This window comes from Alteromonas sp. MTD1 (assembly GCF_042848195.1).
Classification (GTDB): Bacteria; Pseudomonadota; Gammaproteobacteria; order Enterobacterales; family Alteromonadaceae; genus Alteromonas.
This window is the reverse complement of record NZ_BTGG01000003.1, coordinates 308181-332006: the sequence shown is the minus strand read 5'-3', so window position 1 is coordinate 332006 and position 23826 is coordinate 308181. Positions and strand designations below refer to the sequence as shown.

22 protein-coding genes and 1 other RNA gene are annotated in these 23826 nt (G+C 44.1%); 12 read left to right on the top strand and 11 right to left on the bottom strand.

Going from position 1 to position 23826, the window contains the following annotated elements; translation table 11 throughout:
* The first annotated feature begins 174 nt into the window (after positions 1-174).
* From ACGHAV_RS05905 to ACGHAV_RS05895, 3 genes are all read left to right on the top strand, one after another.
* The gene (locus ACGHAV_RS05905) at positions 175-1200 is read left to right on the top strand and encodes a LacI family DNA-binding transcriptional regulator (RefSeq protein WP_390377713.1); all 1026 of its coding nucleotides are present in this window, start codon (positions 175-177) and stop codon (positions 1198-1200) included.
* Complete coding sequence (locus ACGHAV_RS05900) at positions 1200-2690, top strand: tryptophan halogenase family protein (protein ID WP_390377710.1); 1491 nt, start codon at positions 1200-1202, stop codon at positions 2688-2690. Before ACGHAV_RS05905 ends, ACGHAV_RS05900 begins: the two co-directional genes overlap by 1 nt.
* A 69-nt stretch (positions 2691-2759) precedes the next feature.
* Positions 2760-3608 (top strand): LysR family transcriptional regulator, encoded by an 849-nt coding sequence (locus ACGHAV_RS05895; RefSeq protein ID WP_390377707.1) that lies wholly within the window; start codon positions 2760-2762, stop codon positions 3606-3608.
* Between the two features lie 154 nt (positions 3609-3762).
* Here ACGHAV_RS05895 and ACGHAV_RS05890 read toward each other — a convergent pair whose 3' ends face one another.
* Positions 3763-4695 carry an exopolyphosphatase gene (locus ACGHAV_RS05890; RefSeq protein ID WP_390377704.1) on the bottom strand — a complete coding sequence of 311 codons (933 nt, stop codon included), beginning with the start codon at positions 4693-4695 and terminating at the stop codon, positions 3763-3765.
* A 267-nt stretch (positions 4696-4962) separates the two neighbouring features.
* Between ACGHAV_RS05890 and ACGHAV_RS05885 the strand changes: the two genes are divergently transcribed.
* The gene (locus tag ACGHAV_RS05885) at positions 4963-5124 is read left to right on the top strand and encodes a hypothetical protein (RefSeq protein ID WP_390377701.1); all 162 of its coding nucleotides are present in this window, start codon (positions 4963-4965) and stop codon (positions 5122-5124) included.
* Positions 5125-5139: 15 nt separating this feature from the next.
* Here ACGHAV_RS05885 and ACGHAV_RS05880 read toward each other — a convergent pair whose 3' ends face one another.
* The 5 genes from ACGHAV_RS05880 to ACGHAV_RS05860 all read right to left on the bottom strand — a co-directional run bounded on the left by ACGHAV_RS05880 (position 5140) and on the right by ACGHAV_RS05860 (position 11056).
* Positions 5140-6429, bottom strand: coding sequence for a M24 family metallopeptidase (locus ACGHAV_RS05880; RefSeq protein ID WP_390377698.1), 1290 nt, complete (start codon positions 6427-6429; stop codon positions 5140-5142).
* 86 nt (positions 6430-6515) lie between these two features.
* Positions 6516-7688 (bottom strand): FAD-dependent monooxygenase, encoded by a 1173-nt coding sequence (locus tag ACGHAV_RS05875; protein ID WP_390377695.1) that lies wholly within the window; start codon positions 7686-7688, stop codon positions 6516-6518.
* 27 nt (positions 7689-7715) lie between these two features.
* Positions 7716-8975: a 2-octaprenyl-6-methoxyphenyl hydroxylase gene (gene ubiH / locus ACGHAV_RS05870; RefSeq protein ID WP_390377827.1), complete on the bottom strand. Its 1260-nt coding sequence runs from the start codon at positions 8973-8975 to the stop codon at positions 7716-7718.
* A 171-nt stretch (positions 8976-9146) separates the two neighbouring features.
* Positions 9147-10457 (bottom strand): Xaa-Pro aminopeptidase, encoded by a 1311-nt coding sequence (gene pepP / locus ACGHAV_RS05865; protein ID WP_390377692.1) that lies wholly within the window; start codon positions 10455-10457, stop codon positions 9147-9149.
* A gap of 32 nt (positions 10458-10489) precedes the next feature.
* Positions 10490-11056: a UPF0149 family protein gene (locus ACGHAV_RS05860; RefSeq protein ID WP_390377689.1), complete on the bottom strand. Its 567-nt coding sequence runs from the start codon at positions 11054-11056 to the stop codon at positions 10490-10492.
* 540 nt (positions 11057-11596) lie between these two features.
* Between ACGHAV_RS05860 and ssrS the strand changes: the two genes are divergently transcribed.
* The 8 genes from ssrS (at position 11597) to serA (ending at position 19501) form a co-directional block, all read left to right on the top strand.
* Positions 11597-11779, top strand: a non-coding RNA gene (gene ssrS / locus ACGHAV_RS05855) — 6S RNA.
* Between the two features lie 21 nt (positions 11780-11800).
* On the top strand, positions 11801-12697 hold the full coding sequence (locus tag ACGHAV_RS05850; protein ID WP_390377686.1) for a ribokinase: 897 nt from the start codon (positions 11801-11803) through the stop codon (positions 12695-12697).
* A gap of 22 nt (positions 12698-12719) precedes the next feature.
* Positions 12720-13661: a nucleoside hydrolase gene (locus tag ACGHAV_RS05845; protein WP_390377683.1), complete on the top strand. Its 942-nt coding sequence runs from the start codon at positions 12720-12722 to the stop codon at positions 13659-13661.
* A 72-nt stretch (positions 13662-13733) separates the two neighbouring features.
* Positions 13734-15356, top strand: a complete 1623-nt coding sequence (locus tag ACGHAV_RS05840; RefSeq protein ID WP_390377680.1) for an ATP-binding protein — start codon at positions 13734-13736, stop codon at positions 15354-15356.
* A gap of 8 nt (positions 15357-15364) precedes the next feature.
* A complete protein-coding gene (locus tag ACGHAV_RS05835; protein ID WP_390377677.1) occupies positions 15365-16042 on the top strand; it encodes a 5-formyltetrahydrofolate cyclo-ligase in 678 nt (225 codons plus the stop codon).
* 197 nt (positions 16043-16239) lie between these two features.
* Positions 16240-17238 (top strand): hypothetical protein, encoded by a 999-nt coding sequence (locus ACGHAV_RS05830; RefSeq protein ID WP_390377674.1) that lies wholly within the window; start codon positions 16240-16242, stop codon positions 17236-17238.
* Between the two features lie 167 nt (positions 17239-17405).
* Positions 17406-18062: a ribose-5-phosphate isomerase RpiA gene (rpiA, locus tag ACGHAV_RS05825; protein WP_390377671.1), complete on the top strand. Its 657-nt coding sequence runs from the start codon at positions 17406-17408 to the stop codon at positions 18060-18062.
* Between the two features lie 209 nt (positions 18063-18271).
* Positions 18272-19501 (top strand): phosphoglycerate dehydrogenase, encoded by a 1230-nt coding sequence (gene serA, locus ACGHAV_RS05820; protein WP_390377668.1) that lies wholly within the window; start codon positions 18272-18274, stop codon positions 19499-19501.
* Between the two features lie 154 nt (positions 19502-19655).
* Here serA and ACGHAV_RS05815 read toward each other — a convergent pair whose 3' ends face one another.
* From ACGHAV_RS05815 to ACGHAV_RS05795, 5 genes are all read right to left on the bottom strand, one after another.
* Positions 19656-20402: a YdiY family protein gene (locus ACGHAV_RS05815; RefSeq protein WP_390377665.1), complete on the bottom strand. Its 747-nt coding sequence runs from the start codon at positions 20400-20402 to the stop codon at positions 19656-19658.
* A gap of 229 nt (positions 20403-20631) precedes the next feature.
* On the bottom strand, positions 20632-21396 hold the full coding sequence (locus ACGHAV_RS05810) for a YdiY family protein (protein WP_390377662.1): 765 nt from the start codon (positions 21394-21396) through the stop codon (positions 20632-20634).
* Positions 21397-21601: 205 nt separating this feature from the next.
* Positions 21602-22426 (bottom strand): HDOD domain-containing protein, encoded by an 825-nt coding sequence (locus ACGHAV_RS05805; protein WP_334013562.1) that lies wholly within the window; start codon positions 22424-22426, stop codon positions 21602-21604.
* Positions 22427-22501: 75 nt separating this feature from the next.
* Positions 22502-22786 carry a DUF1289 domain-containing protein gene (locus ACGHAV_RS05800; RefSeq protein WP_390377659.1) on the bottom strand — a complete coding sequence of 95 codons (285 nt, stop codon included), beginning with the start codon at positions 22784-22786 and terminating at the stop codon, positions 22502-22504.
* Between the two features lie 251 nt (positions 22787-23037).
* Positions 23038-23748, bottom strand: a complete 711-nt coding sequence (locus tag ACGHAV_RS05795) for an SIMPL domain-containing protein (RefSeq protein ID WP_390377656.1) — start codon at positions 23746-23748, stop codon at positions 23038-23040.
* Between the last annotated feature and the right edge of the window lie 78 nt (positions 23749-23826).

Below are 23826 nucleotides of genomic sequence, written 5' to 3'. Positions count from 1 at the left end.
AAATAATAAAATGACAGGCGTTGTTATAAGGTACATTTTTTAGATGACAACGCTGTCATTGAATGTTAAGTTACATGACAGAATGTAAAGCCGCAAATACTTTTTTAACAAAAGTATAATAACTTCGCCTTAACTGTTGAAATTTAAACCAATTTTTTAAAGTGAGAATAGACTTTGGCTGCTACCATCAAAAGTGTCGCCGAAATGGCAGGTGTCTCGATAAAGACAGTTTCACGAGTAATCAATAAAGAAGGTACTGTAAAGCCAGATACCTTGAAACGAGTAGAAGATGCCATTGCCGCGCTTAAATATACGCCAAACAAAGCGGCACGTGACCTAGCCAGTAAAGGGACATCTGTTCTTGGTTATGTATATGACAACCCGAATGCGTACTACATTATCGATATGCAAAAGGGCATATTGGATGTGTGTAGAAAAAATAATTTTGAACTGCTTATTCACCCCTGTGATGCAAGCTCAAAAAATATAGCAAAAGAACTGGTTGAGATGGTAGATGCCGCTCAACTTGCTGGGCTTATTTTATCGCCGCCGTTGTCTGAAATGCCCCTTGTTCTTAGCGAGCTAGATGCTAATAACATTAATTATGTGCGTATTTTATCGGGCGATGGCATTGTGGATTCCGCCCTACCCTATGTTCTAGTGAACGACTTTAAAGCCGCTTACGACATCACCACACATTTGATTAAGCAAGGCCATCAACACATTGCCTTTATTGCGGGTGAAGAAAGTCACAAATCGACCACCGAGCGTTTTAACGGTTACAAAGCAGCACTCAATGAAGCAGGCATTACGCTAGATGAATCGCTGATCATCAAAGGAACCTATTCATTTGAAACCGGTGTAAAAAGCGCTGAAACCTTGCTTGGTATGTCATCCCACCCTACCGCTGTATTTGCCTGTAACGATGAAATTGCGGCGGGTACTCTTTTTGGAGCGCGAATGAAGGGCATTGATGTTCCAAACGATCTTGCCATTGCAGGGTTTGAGAATAGCCCATTCTCGCGCCAGACATTCCCGCCGCTGACCACCGCCTCTCAGCCAACCAACGAAATTGCACAACATGCTACATCGTCGCTTATTCAGTTCTTACGTGCTAAGAAAGCCAAATCAACAGCCGACAATTTAAACCACACCTTCGTACCGGAACTGGTGGTGCGAGCGTCGACAGAGAAAGCCTGATGAAAGCATTGCCTCAAGATATCGTTATTGTGGGTGGCGGCACGGCCGGTTGGATGAGCGCCTGCTATTTAGCGAGAGCCATTGAGCTAAATTCAGCCAATAATAAGCTACCACCGCCAAAGATAACGCTTCTTGAATCGGCAGACATTAGCACCGTGGGTGTGGGCGAAGGGTCTACACCTTATTTACGATACTTTTTCGACTACTTAGGCATTAACGAAAGCGCGTGGATGCAGCATTGTAACGCTACATACAAAATGGGCATTAGCTTCGAAAAGTGGACCGGAAACGCCGACAGTTATTTTCATCCGTTCTTTTCTTCCTTAGACATGCCTACTGCCGACATGTACTTCAGCGCAGTGAATAAGAGACGAGCAGGAGAAGCCTGCGATGTAAATCCATCGCATTATTTCACTGCAGCCCAAATGGTAAATGACGGTATTACCCCGCAAGCCATTTCTTCAAAGGCTAACCTTGATTATGCCTACCACTTTGATGCAGGTTTGCTAGGTGATTTTCTAAAAAAATACGCTTTACAAAAAGGCGTAACCCATAAAATTGGAACTGTAGAGGAAATCGTTACCGACGAACCGCGCATCAAACATATTGTGCTGAGCAATGGTGAAGAGTTGTCGGCTGATTTATTCGTAGACTGCTCAGGTTTTAGAGGGTTACTTGGCAAGCAAGCGCTAGCACGCCCAGTTAAAAGCTATGCTGATACGTTATTCAACGATGCCGCTGTTGCAATTCCAAGCCCACCTATTCAACAGCCAACCCGCGCCCTTCAAACACGCTCTGTAGCGTTAAAACACGGTTGGCAGTGGCATATTCCGCTAACCAATCGCACTGGGAATGGCTACGTATACAGCAGCGCATTTTGTAGCGCCTCTCAAGCCGAAGAAGAGTTGCGACAGGTACTAATAAGGACCAATTCTGAAACGACAGAACAGCAACAAGACGCGCGCCATTTAACCATGCAAGTAGGCAGGTTAGATGAACATTGGCAGGGCAACTGCCTTTGTATTGGTTTATCGCAGGGTTTTATAGAGCCCCTTGAAGCAACGGCGCTTATGCTGGTGCAATACGCTTTACACCACTTTGTTGACTGCTGGCAAAGTGAAAGTGCCAATGGTGTTGTGCACTACAATGCTGAAATGAACAGAATGTTCGATGGCATTCGCGACTACATTGCAGCGCACTATTACTTGACCACCCGCACCGACACACCATACTGGAAAGCCTGTCAAACCGATATGGCCGTGCCTGATACATTGGCTTATTTACTAGATGCATGGGATAAAGGCGCAAGCTTTGAACAAGCGCTAAATGACGTAGACAACAAACTCGTTTATTTGCGCCCGTCGTGGTACTGCATATTCGCTGGCATGCAGCGTTTTAATCATAATTCGTTGAATGCTAATAAAGTAGTTAATACTCAGGCGTTGAACATCATGAAGCAGTCGATCAACAAAGTCAGGGTTAGCAGGTAATATCCTTCCACTCGATAACATTTGCAAATATAATGTACGCACGCGCATTCATTAATAAGCCTTATCAATATGAAGCAGCTTTCCCTTGATACGTTACGCACCTTTGTAAGCGTTATTGAACTTGGTGGTTATGCCAAAGCAGGCGATTTTCTTGGTCGCTCTCAACCAGCCATTAGTTTGCAAATAAAGAAACTAGAAACTCAGTTAGACAGGAAGCTGTTTACCAAAGTGGGGCAACGTCATGTACCTAGCGCCGATGGCAACTGGCTATACCCTAAAGCCAAAGAGTTGCTAGAACTTAACGACAATATCTTTAGAAGCCTTACCCCTGCCCCGCTTAGCGGCCGCTTACGTTTAGGTATCCCTAGCGAATTCGCGTCAACGCTTCTGCCTGGGCTTATTGGTGAGTTTTCTAAACGCTACCCAGATGTATCGCTTGAAGTTACATCGGCACTTAGCAGAGACTTACTACACCCAAGCCAGCGCGATCATTTCGATTTAATTCTGGCGCTAGTAAACCCGGGCGAGCAAACCGAAGGTGAAGTAGTACTAGAAGATGATGTGGTGTGGGTGGGAGATAATGCGCACCCGCTTGTGGGTAATAACATACCGCTGGTATTAGCACCTGACGGCTGCATGTACAGAAGCCGCGTTATTGAACAGCTTAAACAACAAACCTTTGCTTGGAAAATTACCTACACCAACGCTGATTTAGGTGGGCTAGTTGCCGCTATTCAACAAGGGCTTGGCGTAACGGCATTGGCGAAGTCGAGCTTGCCGGCACACTTAACACCGCTAAGCCACCCGCATTTGCCTAAATTGGGTAAGGTAAATATTTGTTTGTTTAACCAAGACACCCAGCACCCTGTTATAAGTAAAACATTGGCCGAGTTTTTTAAGGTAAGGCTAACTAACTAAGTCACTTAATTTCTAGCAAAGCCACTAACAAAAGAGCCAGCAAAAAAGCCAACAAAAAAGGCCAGTGCCAAAGGGATTTCCTCTTTTATCACTGACCTTTTCAGCAGGTTTATTTAAATAGCAGCGCTATATAAAATAGTGCTACCTTTGGCCATTAACCGTCGGCGTTAATCTTCTCGATAATTTCTTTAAGCACATCTTCGGCAGTACTGGTTTCCACCTGACATGTACCTGCATTTAAATGACCACCGCCGCCATATTGTAAGCAAAGCTCGCCAACGTTAGTGTTTGAACTACGGTTGGTAATAGATTTCCCAATAGCGAACACCACGTTTTGCTTTTTAAGGCCCCACATTTTATGTATTGATATATTACAATCGGGATACATGGCGTAGATTACGAAACGGTTGGTAGCGTATATCGTTTCTTCTTCGGTTAAATCTAAAATCACCAAGTTTTTGTGAACGGTGCTACATTTTGCAATTTGCGCTTTTGCTAGCTCGTTATGCTCGTTGTAAAGCTCTACGCGCTCTGCCACATCTTCCATTTTAAGAATCTCTTCAATGCTGTGCTCTCGACATGCATCAATAAGTTTCATCATTAATTGGTAGTTTGAAATTCTGAACTCACGGAAACGACCAAGGCCCGTTCTGGCATCCATTAGGAAGTTCATTAGCACCCAGCCTTCTGGCTCAAGAATCTCTTCTTCTGAAAACTGTGCGGAATCGCCTTTATCAACCGCGTCCATCATTTCCACAGATATGTTGGGAAACTTCTCTGAGCCGCCATAGTAATCGTATACAACGCGAGCTGCTGAAGGCGCTTTTGGATCGATAACATGATTATCGATATTACTGTCGTTACGCATGGTTTCGCTTAAGTGATGATCGAAAGCAATGTGACAGCCAGCAACGTAAGGCAAGTTGGTTGTGATGTCGTTTGTCGTTATATCAATTTTGCCGTCTTGCATGTCTTTTGGGTGAACAAACAAGATGTCGTCAATCATATCTAAATCTTTCAGCAGTACAGCACACACAAGGCCATCAAAGTCACTGCGCGTGACCAATCTGAATTTGTTATCAGCCATGTTTTCTCCGTTTCAACGTAACAATGTAAATATTGTGGTAACTAAGTGTAATGTTTTTTTGAAATTTTGAGACATGCTCTTACATCAAGCGTTTAAAAGAAACTTAAACCATTGGAGAGCAAAAAGAAATCCAAGCAAGCGTAGACTGAAGCCTAACATTACAAGAACGTAACTATTGTTTTAATCGCTTTCTGGTATTTTCTGTACAAGCATTAGTCGCATCAGGCGATCAAACCTATTAACCAAAAAGAGTATTGGAGCCAATTGATGATCGCAGCAGTATTAATTACCTTCGTAGTTGTTCTTGCAGCAATGTACTTTTTCAAGGAAGAAACAAAGCGCTTGGAGCAACTTAGTAAAACGCCCGTGTTTATAGATTCACTTACGCAGGAAAACGTAGCGAAGCGCTCAGATAAACTGAACGACTAAGCCAGCCCATTTACGCTACACGGTAAAAGGTACAAGTTTACCTAAAGGGCGTGTTAATGAACTTGGTGGTTCTGTGAAGTATGCGGGGCCTGAGTTTGTCATAAACAAGCAGTCTTCCAGCCTCACGCCAAATTCCCCTGGAATGTACAAGCCAGGTTCGTTCGAAAAGCACATACCTTTTTCAAGCGCGGTTTTTTCACCTCTAACAAAATTCACGCTTTCATGCCCTTCCATACCAATGCCATGGCCGGTTCTGTGACTAAGCCCCGGTAACGCGTAATCTTTGCTATATCCTTTACTTGCATAAAAAGCACGAACGGCGTCATCAACAGCGCCTGCAGGTTCGCCTACTTTGGCCGCTGCAAAAGCAACATTCTGCCCTTCTCGCACGATATTCCATACGTCCTCAACTTTTTGTGATGCCTTTCCAAACACTAACGTTCGGCTAATATCACTTTGATAGCCATGCACGCTGCAGCCACTATCAAGCAGCACCACAGAGCCTTCGCGAATAACTTGCTTTGCATTGGTGCCATGAGGATACGCACTGGCGTCGTTAAACAGCGCCAAACACCACGTATTGCTGCCACCTAACTGTTGCTGAGCACTATTCATAAGCACTTTCACATCTTGCTGACTCATGCCTATTTTCAAGTTGTTAAATACAAACGCGTAAGCGCGCAACGTAACTTCGTTGGCTTTATGCATAAGCGTAAGCTCTGCTGCGCTTTTATACATTCTGCAGCCAAGGGTCACAGGCTCCGCAGGCAAAATATTCATTGCAGGCATAGCCTTCGACATACCCGAAACAACGAAATAGCGCACGCTGCTTTCAAAGCCTAAGTTACCTGATGTTATTCCACGTGCTTTTAATATATCTGCTACTACGTCGAACGGACTTTCGTGCTCTTGCCACACGCGAACATCGTCGCCTACTTTGAGCGACTCCATCACGCTTGGCTTTTCAAAGAAAGGCGTAACCACAGCTACTTCGCCTTTCTGAGGGATAATAAGTGCGGTTAAACGCTCGCTTCTCCACCACTGTACGCCAGAGAAATAATCCATTGCGGCACCAGGCTCTACAAGAATTGCCGCCATATCATGCTGCTTCATTAACGCTTGTGCTTTTTCAATACGTGAGCGACGCTCGGCAAGTGAAATAGGGGTGCTACTTCCTGTAATGTCGTTTAGGGTGCTGGGATCAGGGCTGATTGAGGTGTCTACATCGCTTAATTTAGCTAGCGATGCCATAGGAGCAGCTGCAGCAGCTGCACCGAAAAACTTTAAAAAGTGTCGTTTATCCATACCCTAATTCCTTTCTTGTAGTGTGGCTTTCAAAGCTATTCGCGATGATTTTTCATATAAAACGTAAGTGCGGTAAAGAGTTAATATCACAAACCCATTGCGTGGCTTACAAACGCGTTCTTTACCACATCGAGTTTGTTAGTCGCAGTTAAACCTATACCGCGAATAAGCTTTTTAATAGGGTCGTCGCCGTCAAATAAGAATTTAAACCCATCCATCGCCGCTATCATTTTCATTGCTTCAGTTTTACGGCTGCGCTCGTAGGGGCGCAAATGCTTATGTAGCCCAATATCTTTGTTTAGTGCTTCTAATTGCATTAGCAATTCAGCCAGCGCAAGGGCATCTTGCATACCCAAATTAGCGCCCTGCCCCGCCAACGGGTGAATGGTGTGCGCTGCATCGCCTACTAGCACTACGCCATTTTTTGCCCACTCTCTTGCATAGCGCATGGTTAAAGGAAAGCTGACACGCTGTGTTTCAAGCGATGCAGTACCCAATACGCTGTTACTGGCGGCGCTTAGCGCGTTGCAAAAATCGGTATCATCCATGTTCATTAATGCCCCAGCGGCATCGGGGCTTTGCGACCACACAATAGAACAAACGTGAGGGTCTGCCATGGGAAGTAGCGCAAGGGGGCCAGTCGGCGTAAACGCCTGGCGCGCAACTTTATTATGCGGCTCTTTGGTGCGAATATTGGCAACAATAGCGGTGTGTTCGTAGTCTTTAAACGTTATCGGAAAACCAGCCTGCTTACGAACATACGAGTTGCCGCCGTCTGCGCCCACTAGCAAACGACAGCTTAGTGCATCGTTGTTATCTAGCATTAACATGGTTTGATTTGGACCCGCTAGCACACGCTCTATTCCTGCCGTAACTAGCTGTACGTTAGGTTGTACTGATACCGCATCAGACAACCCATTAACCAAAGCCTGATTTTCCATAATAACGCCTAGTGCGTCGCTTCCCATTTCATCACAAGCGAAGTAAATATCACCAAAGCTGTCTTTGTCCCATACGTGCATATGGGTATAGGCGCTTGCTCTGTCTTGTTGAACGTGTTCCCAAACATCAAGCTGCTGAAGAGCTGCTATGTTAGCCTGATTGATGGCACTTACGCGGGCGGTAGGTTTTTCTGCAAGAGGCTGATGGCTTGCTTTTTTATCGATAACAGCGATGTTTAACTCGCTTTTCTTTAATGCAGCGGCAAGGGTTAAACCCACAATACCACCACCAACAATAGCTATATCAACGTGCTGCATGATTTTCTTTGTTTAACCTTCTTATTATTACCCTAACGTGCTATCTGCATAGCCTGTAGTTTGCTTTACAAACGCGCGTTTTGCCATTGGCACTGCACTGAACGCTAACAGTGAAATATTGCGCCCCACTACTGTTGGAAAATAGTGATTCGAAAATGTTCTTACCAAGGTATCGGTAAGTGTTACGGTGTTACTTCTATCACTTTTACGGCGCTGGGCGTACGTATTCGTTACATAAAAACTGCCGGCATCAAAGCTATTGCTGCTTGAATCCGTTGAACGTGTTCTTGTAACCACATCAATAAGCGCACTAATATCACGAAGACCTAAATTAAAGCCCTGCCCTGCTATGGGATGTAGCGATTGTGCTGCATTACCTACCAATACAGTGCGATGGCATGCCACTTTATCGGCCATAGTAAGCGCCAGCGGGTAACTAGCAACATTACTTACGCGTACTATTTTACCTTGGCGATAACCAAACGCGTCTTGCAGTTTAAGCATAAATGCATCAGTGCTAAGTGTATCTATGCTTTCGGCTTCATCACTGTCTACTGTCCACACTACAGAGAAGCCGTTACCCGATGCTTTTTCGCCGTTTATTTCGCTATCAAACGGTAAAAAGGCCAAAGGGCCTGATGCCGTAAAACGCTCGTAGGCTTTGTTTTCATGGGGAAGCTGTGTGTGAACATTAAATACCAGCGCGGTTTGCTTATAATCTGTGGTAGTTTTATCAATACCCAATTGTTGAGCGAGACCAGAACGCCCGCCGTCAGCTAACACCAACAACTTGGCCGATATGCTTTCACCGTTATCTAACACAACTTCACAGAATTCTTGATGTTGCATAACGCGCGATACGCGGGCAGGTGCAATATGCGTAAAGCCTTTACCGGCATCAAGTACCAGTCGTGTTAACGCACTTAGCGCCACTACTCGCCCGAAGGCTGAAATGTTGTAGTCTTGATGGTTTAGCTCCACCAGCCCAAGGTGGCCTTTGTCGCTTACTTCAATGTGTTTAATAAGGGGGGGCATTTCGCCCTGAAAATGCTTGGCAAGTTCATCTACTTCAATGCCCAAGTGAGTAAGCTCATTAATAGTACGTCTTGCCAATGCGATAACGCGAGTGTCGGTGAAGGGGTTAAAGTTTGGGTTTTCGCTGGTTTGTAATGTAGGGTCGGCAGCATCGATAAGCGCCACATTTAAATGCGCGTGCTCAGAAAGCCCTTTGGCTAGTACAGTACCTACAATACCACCCCCAACTATTGCTACGTCTACCGACTTCACCAATCGTTTCTCTCTTTTTTATTGTTAATCACGCTTTGCGTTTTTGCGCCTTTGCTCTTCACGAAATACACTGTGTTTGTTCTTCACAAAAAACGCTGAGTCTCCCACACAGAATGTGAGGAAGCGTCGCAAACGTTTCAATTTAAAGACATTTCATTTTCACTCAAGCGATCATTTACGCATAAGCGTTTCAATTTCATCTATCTCTTTTGGCACATCAGCAGTAAGTATATCAACACCAGTGGCTGTAATGACTACGTCATCTTCTATACGAACGCCAATACCTTTGTACATTTCGGGTACGTCACTGTCGTCACTGATGTAAACACCTGGTTCAACGGTAATCACCATACCGGGTTTAAGTGGGCGATCTTCACCGTCAATTTTGTAGTTACCTACATCGTGAACATCTAAACCAATAAAATGCCCTAGCCCGTGCATGTAAAAATGACGCCAGTTTTCTTGCTCTAGGTTATCAGCCACGCTGCCTTCAAGAATACCTAATTCTACAAGCCCCTCAGTAATAATCTCGGTACTTAGCACCATCATTTCACTTAACGTAACACCAGGTGCTAATGCATCTAATACGGCTTTTTGCGCTCTTAGCACAACGCTGTATATATCGCGCTGTGCTTTGCTAAATTTGCCATTTACGGGAAAGGTGCGGGTAATGTCTGCTGCATAGCCTTGGTATTCTGCGCCAGCATCAATGAGCACCAAGTCTCCGTCGCTCACTTGTGCGTTGTTTTCGGTGTAATGCAAAATACATGCGTTACTACCGCTACCTACAATGCTGCTGTAAGCTGGAGAACGTGCGCCGGCCATGGCAAATTCATGGTGAATTTCAGCTTCTAGCTGATACTCATAGCAGCCAGGTTTGGCAAACTGCATAGCGCGAGCGTGGGCACGTGCACTAATTTCAGCAGCAGCCTTCATGGTGGCTATCTCACAGGCCGACTTAAACAAACGCATTTCATGTAATAGCGGGCTTACGTCATGAATGGCCTTTGGAGCCAGTGACTCTTTGGGGGCCTCGCGCAATGTGGTGATAGCTTGCGTAAATAATTTATCGTGCGCGTCTACCTGTCCCAGAGCAAAATACACATTATCCTGCCCCTGCAGCGATTCAAGCAATGCCTCTTCAAGCTCTTGTAGTTCGAAAGCTTCGTCTAAACTAAAACGTGATAACGCGGCCTCTGCCCCCAAACGTTTACCATGCCAAATTTCAGCGCTTTTATCTTTGGGCTGAACCACCATTGCACGATAACTTTCACCATAGCGCGGGTGATTCGACAAAATAAGCCATGCGTTAGGCTCTTCAAAACCGGTTAAATACCAAAAGTCGCTATTTTGTCTAAAGGTGTATTCGGTGTCTCTGCTGCGTGTAACCGTAGAAGCAGCAGGAATTATACAAACGCTTTTTGGTTGGCATTGTGCCAGCAGCCGGTCTTGACGGGCGATAAACTCTTGCGCACTTATCATTCTAGGTAGCCTTCTCCTTTACCTAATGTACCTTAGTGAACTGAGGGCGTTTCTTGCTGGTCATCAAGCAGCGACTGACCTAATTCACTGAAACATAAAATTGCCGAGATCTTCACATATTCTATTACTTCGAATAAGGCTTTTTCAGATTCCTCATCGGCGTCCATCGGCTCTTCCATACGCGAAATATCAGAGAAATCTTCAAGTGCTTCTTTTACATCATCAGAACACTGCATTAAATCTTGCTGATGCAAGCCAAACCCTAACATAAAGCCTTGAACCCAATTGATAAGTGCAGCCCCTCTATCGTTAATAGGCGCTTGGTCGTCGGGCAGCAGTAAATTTAGGGCAAACTCTGGCTCAAGCAGTTGCTGACAGGTTTGGTTAAACAGAGAGTTCAGTAAAAACGTGGTTTGGTCGTTAAAACTCTCACCGTTATTAATGGTTTCACATAATGCCTCTAGCCATTTCTGGTCGATAAGTGACATGCCGCCACACAACATACCGCATAGAATGCCCTGCACTTCTGCGCCATCTACAATAATACCGTGCTGAGAAAGTTTGTTACTTACGCTGTCGTAATCGAGCTGTTTTTCCACGAAGAGTTCTCTTTATTCATTAAGCTAACAAAAGCTGTGACAATAATACGGCGTTATCTACCTACCAGGCCGCTGCACAACAATTTAGGTATGGCGTTAATACTAGCAAAATTCAACGTAGAAAGCCTATTCTTGCTAGTGAGTCCCCTTAAGCAAATTGTAAAAACAATAAAATGTGCTGAAATTAAAAACCGGTTGATTACTCGCTGTGCAGTTAGAAGCACAATTAACGAAATTCCCTTAGATTCACTGGCAACATCGCAGTCTTTCATCTAAGATCACAAGCCTTGGATACGGAATTCCACTCGCAACGCTACCAGTAATTAGCTGGGTAACAACGCTTTTGGCTACAACGGTGTTTGTTTTACATTTGAGCTTATTCAAGATGCGTGTATAATTGCTGACCAACTGGTCAAGAAAATGTTAAATTCTTTTCAGCAGTAATAATCATGTACGCAAATTTGTTACTAAGCGCAACAAGTGATCCTCTTCACTGAACTGCGCGTTTGAGATACCCTGTTGCGTTTTATACAACTACAATGTTTCCTGGGATGTTTGCTAGTTCATTCATGTCCCTGGCCGATGCTTTAAACCTAGGAAGTTGAAACGGATGCTATTGTGCAGGCTCGACTAGTATCGAGAAGCCTACGGCAACTGTGATGCTTCCGCCCTGAACTTTTCGGTTCACGGGCGAAACATGAACAGCGGCATTCTGGGAAGCGCCCTCTTTCGACGGAAGAAGAAATGGCAATAATAAATTTTGGCTCTATAAATATCGACCACGTTTATCAGGTAGAACATTTTGTACAACCTGGCGAAACGCTGGCCTCTACACATTATCAAACGCTGTTAGGCGGTAAAGGCGCAAACCAGTCCATTGCCCTTGCACAAGCCGGCGCAGACGTTCGCCATGTTGGCAGCATTCATGAGAATGACGCAGCATTTAAACAAGCACTTATTAAAAAAGGTGTAGATTGTCGCGGCGTAAAATGTTCAGATACTCCTTCAGGTCATGCAATCATTCAAGTTACTCCTAGTGGCGAAAATGCCATTGTGCTGTTTGGTGGTGCAAACCAAACCATTACTGCAAAAACAGTTATGCAGGCGCTTGACGGTGCGAAGCCTTCTGACTGGGTATTAACGCAAAACGAAACCAGCAGTATTGAAGAAGTACTTCGCCAAGCAAAAGAAAAGCACCTTAAAGTAGCGTTTAACCCTGCGCCTATGAGCGAGTCGGTTAAACAGCTTCCGCTAGATTGTGTTGACTTACTTATCGTAAACGAAACCGAAGCGGCCGCCATCACCGAAAAAGAATCGCTAGAAGATATCGTGACTGTTTTTAAAGAAAAGTGGTCGCATTGCGAAGTCATTATTACACTTGGTAAAGCGGGTGTAATGATGCTGCGTAAAAATGAAGTAGTAGAAGTTAAAGCGTTTTCTGTCGACGCCGTTGACACAACAGCAGCGGGCGACACGTTTATTGGCTACTTCCTGTCAGCATACAGTAATCACGCAGACGCAAAACAAGCATTGCGTCGTGGCTGTGGTGCATCGGCTATCGCGGTAACGCGTGAAGGTGCAGCACAAAGCATTCCATCAGAAAAAGAAGTGGATCGTTTCCTAGCGAAACATACCAACTAGCAGAACGCACTGAGAAAAATTAATGGCACATAAAATTATTTTAGACACAGATCCGGGGATTGATGATGCAATGGCGATCTTCTTCGCTTTTCAATCACCAGATATCGAAGTTCTAGGTCTTACTACAGTGTTTGGTAACGTGCCGGTTACCATGGCAGCGCAAAACGCGCTTACGCTGTGTGAAATGGCAGGCAAAGATATACCAGTTACTAAAGGCGTTGGTATGCCTTGGGTTGGTCCAGAGTCGACTTATGCGCACTTTGTACACGGTGACTACGGTTTCGGCGACATTAAACCTGAAGCTCCTAAGACTGAACTAGATCCGCGTAACTCTGCACAATTCATTGTTGATATGGCGCGTAAATACCCAGGCGAAATTACTATCGTGGCTATTGGTCCACTGGGTAACTTAGCACTTGCACTACGTTTAGAACCAGACCTTCCAAAATTGGTTAAAGGCGTAAGCATTATGGGCGGTGCAGCTTTTGTACCGGGCAATGTTACACCTGTTGCTGAAGCCAATATTTGGAACGACGCTCACGCGGCAGAAATTGTATTTGCAGCCGACTGGGACCTAACCATGTTTGGTCTAGACGTTACGAACTTCACGCCTTTCTCTCCTGTTTTTGTAGAGAAGCTTGAAGAGAAGAACAATACGCTTGGCGGTTTTGTTAAAGAAAGTGCCCAGTTCTACATGGACTTCTATTCACAAAATCGTGAAGACCGCGTTTGTTTCTTCCACGATGCATTCCCGCTGGCTCACTTGCGTCACCCTGAACTGTTTGAGCTAACCGAGGGGCATGCCCGTGTTGGTACTGGCACATTAGATCGAGGCCAAACCGTTGTGGCGCCAAAGGGCACAACACCAAGCCCACTGTGGAACGAGGCGAAAACCATAAAAGTGGCTACTAAGGTAGACCACGCAAAACTGGAACAATTATTCATAGATACCTACGCACTGTAAAAGCAGTGTGTTAATGTAAAAGGGCTGTAGAAATACGGCCCTTTTTTATTTCTGCAGTGATACGAAGTTTTTATGAAATCAGCCCCTATTCCAGAGAACGAAGACGAACGCTTAGCTGAACTGCTCAGCTACGATGTGCTTGATACTGAAGCCGAGCAGCTGTTTGACGATCTCACTTCATTGGCTTCTCAAATCTGTGAAACGCCCATTGCACTTATTAGCCTTATAGACCCAGACCGCCAATGGTTTAAGTCACGAGTAGGCCTTGATGCACAAGAAACTTCAAGAGACATCGCTTTTTGTTCGCACGCTATTTTACAAGATGAGATTTTTGAAGTACCGGACGCTGCAGAAGACCCTAGATTTCATGACAATCCACTAGTAACAGGTTCGCCGGATATCCGTTTTTACGCGGGCGCGCCGTTAATTACACCAAGTGGCCACGCTATTGGCACACTATGTGCCATTGATAAAAAGCCTCGGCAAATTACTGACGAACAACGAGCATCGTTAAAAACGTTAAGTAAGGCCGTAGTAGCGCATTTAGAATTAAAAAGAAAAAACAGAGAATTAGAGCGCACCAGTCAGTTTAAGTCTGATTTTTTGTCGTATGTTAGTCATGAAATTAGAACGCCGTTAAATGCCATTAATACCTTCAGCCATTTACTTGAAGCAGAAGCGCAAAAGCTATCGCTACCAGATAGTTTTTCTACGCCGTTATCGCATGTGAGCAAAAGCGGTGAACGTTTGCTTGAAATCGTAAACTCTGTGTTAGACATCAAGCAAATTGAAGCGGGTAAAATGCGTGTTATGCCGCGAACGGTAAACACCAAAGACTTTTTTATCCATTTGTTTTCATTAACGAGTATTCGTGCAGAAGACAGCAACATTAAATTTTCCACCCGGGTAGACGGTTCGGTACCAAGCGCACTGTTTTTTGACGATACAAAGTTGGGGCAAGTAGCGCTTAATATATTGTCGAACGCCATTAAATTTACACCAGCAAACAAATCGGTAAATGTTCAGGTTAAATACAAAGCAGGTAAACTACTATTTAGCGTGGTTGATGAAGGCATTGGCATGAGTGAAGAGGATAAGAAGCACCTTTTCACGCCGTTTGAGCGAATGCAAAATGCCCATCAAATAAAAGGAACAGGCTTAGGGCTTAATATTTCAAAACGTCTTATTGAGCTAATGGATGGCACCATAAAAGTAAGTAGAAAGCTAAACGAAGGCACCCGCATTTTAGTCTCGCTTCCTGCAGATGAAGTGAGCGACAACACATTTATTGAGGCGCAGCCAAAAAGCTATGTGGCGCAATTAAATGTATCCACCTCTGTGAACGTGTTGGTAGTTGAAGACCATCATATAAACCAAGCGGTTATTCAAACCTTATTCGAGAAGCTTGGCGTTCCGCTTGCGATTGTAGGCACTGGGGAAGAAGGTGTGGAATACGTGAGGTCTAACCCTGTCGATTTAGTGTTTATGGATTTGAATTTGCCCGGTATACAAGGCGACGAAGCTACGTCACAGATTAAAGCGATCATGCCCGACCTGCCAGTAGTAGCCCTTACGGCTGACGTAATAACTCAAGAAGCCGCGCTGAAAGAAAAAGGGCTTAATGCGGTGCTAACAAAGCCAATAGACAGCACGGAGCTAGTCAATGTGCTTAACCTTTTTTTAAGCGCACGCTAATAGCCGCTATGACTAATTCAACCGATTACTCATCGAATAGCAGAGCCAGTATTTCGCATCACACGGAATCCGCACGAAAGACACTACGTAAAAGCTTGCGCACTGCACGCAAGTCGCTAGCTGATAGCGCACAAATAGAAGCAGCTAACGCAATAACAACACAGTTGAATGAATTTTTTGCTTCGTTTTTTTCGAATCACAGCAATGAGTGTTCACAACAAACAACGATAAATACAGCATCATATTTAGTGAACGATGGCGAAGTAAACTTATCGCCTTTTATGCAACAAGCCCGAAATACGTTACCCAACGTTCGCTTTTCTTTGCCTGTGCTGCACCCCGTTTGTAAAGGGCACCTGTTGTTTCTTAAATTTGACGAAAACACTGCGTTGGTAAAAAACAAATACAACATTGAAGAGCCAGTACTGGCCTGCCCTAGTGTTATACCTTCATCACAGCTTGATGTAATTTTAATGCCCTTAGTAGGATTTGATACGAAGGGAAATCGCTTAGGAATGGGCGGCGGTTATTATGATCGCACGTTAGCGTTTACGAAGCGCACTACGAACAAGCCACTCTTAATCGGCGTCGCCCACGACGTTCAAGAGGTGGAACGTTTGCCAATTGCACCTTGGGATATACCGCTTAATGCCATTATTACCCCTACACGCCTTTTGCAGTTCTAGTGGTTAAAACAACAACATCTTCGTCATTTTTCTTAAAACTACATGGTTAAAATTGTTACACTCCCTACCGCTTAGAACTTAAGCCCCTGTTTTAATGGCTAAATTTATTTTGGCACTGATATTGCGATTGCTATCAAAAGCATTACTAAAACACGTTTAGTATTTAGCTGCGGCATAACAATAAAGGAAAATAGCCTATGTACACTGATGAAGACTTAACACTTGCCGTAAAGCACAACGTGCTTACGCAAAACGATGTAACGCAATTTCGCCAGTTTATTAATGAAACCAGAAACAGTTATGCAGTAGACGAGGAAAACTTTCGTCTTTTAAGCGGCTTTAACGATATTTTTGTGGTTATCGCTAGTGCTTTACTTCTGGCGTCTTTAGCTTGGATTGGCTATAACATTGCACCACCTTTAGGTGGCGTTGCTGTGGCAGCGGGCTCGTGGGGCTTAGCTGAGTATTTCGTGAATAAGCGCAGAATGGCGCTACCTGCTATTGCACTGCTGCTGTCATTTTTGGTTGGTTTATTTGCAACCCCAATTTTATTCCAGCCAGAGTCTAAGGAACTGACATTACTGGTATCTGGGCTTATTACCTCTTTAGGCGCAATTGTGCATTGGGTTCGTTTCCGTGTACCCATTACCGTTGCCGCAGGCGCTGCTACGTTTACCGCAGGTATTGTGGGCTCAATTGCTTATTTGTTCCCTATTACCACCCTTTACGTGAACAACATTGTTTTAGTATGTGGATTGCTTATTTTTGGCCTAGCAATGTACTGGGACAGCAAAGATACCGCTAGACAAACCCGTGCTTCTGACGTGGCATTTTGGCTTCACCTTATTTCAGCGCCTATGATTGTGCATCCTATTTTCCAAGGTTTAGGCGTACTAGAGGGAAGCGGCAGTTTGTTAGTATCGCTTGTCGTACTGGCACTTTATGTTCTACTGGCACTCATCTCTATTGCAGTAGATCGCAGAGCCATTATGGTTAGCGCACTGGTTTATGTTATTTACACGTTCTCGGCACTCATGGAAAACTTCGGAATGGTAACCTCAAGCTTCGCCGTTACCGGGCTATGTATAGGTTCTACTCTACTACTGCTATCAGCTTTTTGGCACGGCTGCCGTCGCTGGGTACTGAAGCTAGTACCTCAACAAATTCAGCTAAAGCTTCCAGAAGCCAAAGCATAAATTAGCATTCACACTTTCAAAACGCGGCTTTGGCCGCGTTTTTTTGATCTCATCATTGACAGCGTATCCTTTTGCATTTTCGCAATAAAGAATATGGTCAGCTTTCTGTAGGTTCGTGGCTTTAATTCGGTTACACTCCATACAAAAATTAGCCCTCGAGAGTGAACATGGATCAGAACGCAAAAAAACAAGCCGTAGCGAAAGCTGCCATTGATTACGTTGAAGCCGACAGCATTGTTGGTGTTGGAACAGGCTCAACCGTGAATTTTTTTATTGAAGAGTTAGGTAAAATAAAACACAAAATCGAAGGTGCTGTTTCTAGCTCAGAAGCGTCTACTGAGCGCTTAAAAGCGCTAGGTATTGAAGTGTTCGAACTTAACGATGTAAGCAATTTATCTGTCTATATCGACGGTGCAGACGAAGTAACCGAGCACATGCACATGATTAAGGGCGGCGGTGCTGCGCTAACTCGCGAAAAAATTGTAGCCGGTGCAGCAACTACGTTCGTGTGTATTGTTGATGAGAGCAAACGCGTGCCTGTGCTAGGCAAATTCCCTCTTCCGGTTGAAGTGATTCCTATGGCCAGGTCTTTTGTGGCTAGAGAGTTAGTAAAACTTGGCGGCGACCCAGAATACCGACAAGGCGTTGTTACCGATAACGGTAACGTTATTCTTGATGTGCACAATTTAGAAATAGTGAACCCAAGAGAGCTTGAGCAAAAGATAAATAACATTCCAGGTGTGGTTACCAACGGCATTTTTGCGCTGCGTGGCGCAGACGTAGTGTTGTCGGCCACAGACAATGGTGTAGACACATTTAAGTAGCTTTACTAGTGGCTAAGCCAAAGGCTTGAAAAATAAAGCACATATATTCATGTGCTTTATGGCCACCTCTACTAAATACTACTTTTAAGTGTTACTGTTTTCTGGTAGCTTTCATTTAGACGTCTAGATGTCTTATTTAGACGTTTACTATAAAGTGAGTTAACGCTGCATAAGCAATCCACCATACATCAGCGAGAGATAGCGAGTTCATGAGCAAAGTTTCACTAGAGAAGGATAAAATCCGAATTGTATTGTTAGAGGGTGTCCATCAAAGTGCATTGGAAACCTTAAAGAACAATGGTTATAGCAACATTGAGTTTCTTAAAACCTCGCTTCCAGAAGATGAGTTGATCGAGAAAGTTAAAGATGCCCACTTTATTGGCATTCGTTCGCGCACACAAATAACTGAAAAAGTGGTTGATGCTGCACAAAAGCTAGTGGCTATTGGCTGTTTTTGTATTGGTACCAATCAGGTTGATTTGAACGCTACGCAGCGCCGTGGTATCCCTGTATTTAACGCACCATTCTCGAACACACGCTCGGTGGCTGAGCTAGTGCTTGGTCAAATTATTTTGCTGCTTCGCCAAGTGCCTAGCAAAAACGCTAAAGCGCACCGAGGCGAATGGGAAAAAACTGCCGTAGGTTCATACGAAGCACGTGGCAAAACGCTCGGTATTATTGGTTACGGTCACATTGGTACACAGTTAAGCATTCTTGCCGAGCACCTTGGCATGCGCGTTCAGTTTTTCGATATTGAAGATAAATTGGTATTAGGTAACTCAGCCCAAGTTAAGTCGCTTGAGAGACTATTAAACACTTCTGACGTTGTATCGCTTCACGTGCCTGAAACGCAACAAACGCAGAATATGATTGGCGCGGAACAGCTTGCTCAAATGAAGCCTGGCAGCATTCTTATTAATGCGTCGCGTGGTACGGTAGTTGAAATTGACGCATTGGCCGATGCACTTGAAAGTGGCCACTTAAACGGTGCAGCAATTGACGTATTCCCGGTAGAGCCTAAATCGAACACTGAAGAGTTCCAGTCGCCGCTACGCAAGTTCGACAACGTTATTCTTACGCCTCATGTGGGCGGTAGCACACAAGAAGCACAAGAAAACATTGGTATTGAGGTGGCGGGTAAGCTTGCAAAATACAGTGATAATGGCTCAACCCTATCTGCTGTTAACTTCCCAGAAGTATCGCTTCCTGAGCACACTAACCGCTCACGCTTGCTTCATATTCACAAGAATAAGCCTGGTATTCTTACTCAAATTAACCAAGCGTTTGCTGAGAAAGGCATCAACATTGAAGCGCAATACCTACAAACCAATGCAGAAATTGGTTATGTAGTGGTAGATGTAAAAGAAGACCGCGGTTACGAAGCGCTAGCCGAGTTACAACAGATAGACGGCACAATTAAAACCCGTATTCTTCACTAAGCACTTTACTTGGCTAAGCACTTTACTTGGTGAGTGGAAGCATATTGACAAAGACTACGCTTCTAAAGATTACGCTACCAATGGTAATTGCTACTTATAAAAAAACGCTGCATTTGCAGCGTTTTTTGTTTAAAGCGTATATATCGCGGTGAGCTTAGAAGAAGTTATAAACTAAGCTTACTGCGGTTTCAGTATCAAGCTTTTCTACGCCTTCAGCCACCTGCGAGTTGTGGTCTAGCTTAAATGAAAGACGCATCGACAAGTTACCGCTAATTGTTGCTGTTAGCGCACTTTCAGCACGTGATTTAGTGTTCTCGTCACCTATCTCGGTACTAGCTGTTTGTGAAAACTTAGCCGTGTCTGAAATTTTCCAAGAATAAACTGTGGAAGCACGGATAATCATGCTGTTTTGGCTTTCACCTTCTTGTGTTTCAACAAACGCATAACCCGGACCAATTGAATACTCTAGGGTATGACGCTTATTTTTAAGTACTTTTTGGTTCCAACCAGCCGCAACTGTTGCTTGGTAGTTAAAGTTACTGAAACGGTCATCTTCGTACGAGGTAAAGCCAAACAAACGATAATCAGGGTTATCTAGCTTATAGTTACCCTGCGCTGACGCGAAGAACTTTTGAGCAGATGTAACATCTTCTTCGTCGCCGTTTTCATCTTCTGTGGTCTCTTGACGATACAGGCCTTCAACTAAATAGTCATTACTCCAGTTTTCAAGTTCTTGATGCGCTGTAATACCTGCGTTGATAGACGTGGTATCGGTGTTCCCCGTTGTCGAGATAAAGCCTAGCTCACCTTCCATAGTAAACGGTTTTACTTCATCGTCTTGCGCAAAAGCAACGTTAGACATTGAGAAGGCAATAAGTGATGCAAGCATTTGCTTTTTCATTGAACAATCCTATTGATTAACTTTCCATTAGCTGTGCAAAGCACCTCTAAGTAAACAAGGGGCACAGCGCGAATAAAAGAAACGTGAGTACAACACCAAAAACTGCGTATACAAACTGTTCTATCGAATGTTGCGCAGTGTACCGACTTCATTAGTCCAGTCAATGCAAAGCCTTATATTTAGCGTGATTCAGCTACAAATAGCTAAAATCATGTCAAACAGTAGCCAATTAAAAGAATTGGTATACCAAGGCCACAGACGTTTCAGTACTTAACGCATCAACATCCTCTGCTGTAGCGGTTTCATGGTTTAAAATGAAAGAGAGCTTCATGGCTAACGAGCCAAATACATTAGCCGACAGCGATGTTTCAGAGCGAGATCGCGTATTTTCATCACCCGCTTCAGTACTTAGGAATTGTCGTAAACGTGCACCAGAACGCCAGAAGTATTTATATTCAGCCGAAGCACGCACAATAATGCCGTCGTTAATCAATAAATCATTTTCTTCTTCAGCTTCAACAAAGGTGTAACCAGGTCCTATACTGTACCTGAACTCACTGTCCTCATTTCGCCAAACACGTTGTGAATAGCCCGCTGCCAGTGAAGCTCGATGGTCATAACCAGTAAACCTATCGTCTTCAATGTCGCTATACATGAATAAACGGCGGCCAGGTGAAAGAAGTTTATAATCAAACTGCGCACTGGCGAAGAAACGTTGTGCACTAACATCGCGCTCAGTGGTTGGCGTGCCGCTTTCTTTATATAGCAGCTCGGCAAAATACAGGCTGCTCCAGTTTTCGGTTTCGTGGTCGGCGTTCATCGCAGCTTTTATTGTACTGGCAGACGTATTGCCCGTATTCAGAAGTACACCTAGCTCTCCATCGAGCGAGAAACGTGGAATTTCATCATCTGCATCTGGAGTGTAATCGGCGTGGTAAAGCGTTTGGATGAGATCTCTTGCTTCAACACTGGTACAAATACTGCCGAAAAACAAACTGGCAGGTATAAGAACGGAGGCGCAAAAAGTAGCGCAGATAGAAAGGCATGAAAGCGCACATACCCTAAGTTTTGTGTAGCACATATTAAGAATTACGTTCAGCGTTATCGTTATAAGAATACGTCTATAAGTGACGTTTGCTTACGTCCATTCCGTGGGAGCGCATTTACTATATTGTGTTTTTACAACGTCTTGTGCGTTGCTATTTTATAAGGGCCACAATTTTTGCGGTTTCCAGCTCGGCATATTCAATTGAATTACCAATGATTTCCATATCAAAATGTAAAGTATTGGCCATGTCGGGAGTGAAAAGTTCCATGTCCCCGTAGCTCTCCTTGTCATGTTGAGAAAGGGTTATTCGGCTAGCGAGTGCTAACACACATACATCAACATCAACCGTTTGCTTTGATTCGTCGTTAATATAAATGACGGGGTAAAATAACCCTACCGGCAATTTCCAATCTTGCAATATCATACCGCTGCATTGAGAAAACGTAAAACCGAAATGTTCTAACTGTCTTGCAGGCGGCAATTCTGTCTTGTCTGAGGAAACATACTTCTCGTAGCAGTTAGGCGCTCGTTTGGCTACCACCAGTTCGCTTAAATTTTGCAAAATACCCATAACAAAAAAGCGCTCTGCCCCTCTGATGTTCAAACGCTTTGCAACACTCTTTGCCACCATGCCGCAGTAAACAGATGCATGCCAGTGTTTGTCTAATTCAATAAGCTCGTTGTCAAACGATTTGAACGCAGTGCTTGCAGTTTCAGCTATCACTAAGTTATACAATGCTTCTCCACCGATAACGTTAACGGCTTTGGCGACAGAGTCAATTTGGGAGGGAAAGCGAAATAAAGAGCTGTTAGCTAAGCGTAACACCTTTGCAGTTAATGAAGGGTCAATACTAATTAATTGACCAATATCTTCGGCACTTGAACGAGGATCATCTAATACTGTACGTATACGAACGCAAACATCAGGTAAAGTAAACGACTTTACGGCAAATGAAACGAACTTCTCTAACGACATCTACTCACTCTCATTTCTTTTTGTGACTGTTTTTTTCATGTGCTTGGGTCAACACATTCTTTAAGAAGGCAATGTCTATTCAGGTACATCACCAAATAAAGAAAATTGTTCACTGCTTTGCGCTTCATCTTGCATTTGAGATCTACGTGCTTTCGCTAGCACTGCTTTCTTGCGTCGAACGCAAGCACCTATGATCTTTCTTTTTGTTGCATCGTCTACTTTAAGCCAATACAAGCGTTCGTCACGGCTGCGATAGCAGCCTTTGCAAAATCCTCGAGGGCCAGACTGACACACACCAACACATGGGCTGGGAATTTCGAAAAACTCTAGTTGTTCCGACTGCGTGTTTTGTTCTGCCATGCTAAATGCTCGACCCGATACAATAACAAAGCGCTACATGCTTATGTACTACACGCTTTACTATAGTTGTTTACTTGCTTTAATGACTAGTAGACATTAGCAGTAAAGTATACCTTTAAGTATATCTAATGTTGAGTATTTCTCTGCTTTCTCAACTGCAGTTCGCTACCGTGAACTAAAAAATGCATGTGAACTAAGCGCACAAACAACGCACACAACACGTTGTGCAATACGAAGCTGGTATCTATCGATTAATCAACCAACGTGTAATCGATAGTAGAAACCACCCTTACTCTTTTGATGTGAGGATGATGGCTGTCGCGGCTGCTAATTGAAAAGCGGCCTTGGTTGGCACGCTTTATTTTTCCAAGCGTACTGTTCGAGTCTTTGGCAAACTTAGCCGCCACTTCCCTCGCATTTATCGTCGCCTCTTCAATCATTTCAGGCTTTACGTCATTTAACCGGGTAAAAACATAGTCAGGCTGTGCTCTGTAGCTTTGGTCTGACAGCACAATACCCGTTTTAATAAGCTCACCAATTTGTTGCATTAGTAGCCTTACATTCTGCACATCTTCTGAAAATACGGTAACTGTTTGAATAGCACTATAACGAAATGGCGCTCGGTCTGAGCCGCCGTATTGTTGCGCTAGCTTGTCTGTTATCTCTGGCTTTCCAATGGTAATACTTTTAGAGGCTATACCTTTGCCTTCCAAGAACTGCTGAACCTTGGCACTGTTTTTCTCAATTTGATCATAGAGCGCTGGTAGGTCGTTACCTGCATCAACAAACTGAATAGGCCAAATTACTTGGTCTGCAATATATTCCCTTTCAGATAGCCCCTTAACGGTCACTACCCTGTCCCACGTTTGCATATCATTCATAGCACCAGAAACCTGAAGCCCCAATACGCCAAGTGCCATCACCATGCCAATTGCAATAATACTTGCTGCGCCTGTTTTCACAATTCACTCCTTAAGATAAACAGTTTAATAACCAGATTGTTAAAGGTAGCGCACAATACCGTTTACTTTTGTATTCAA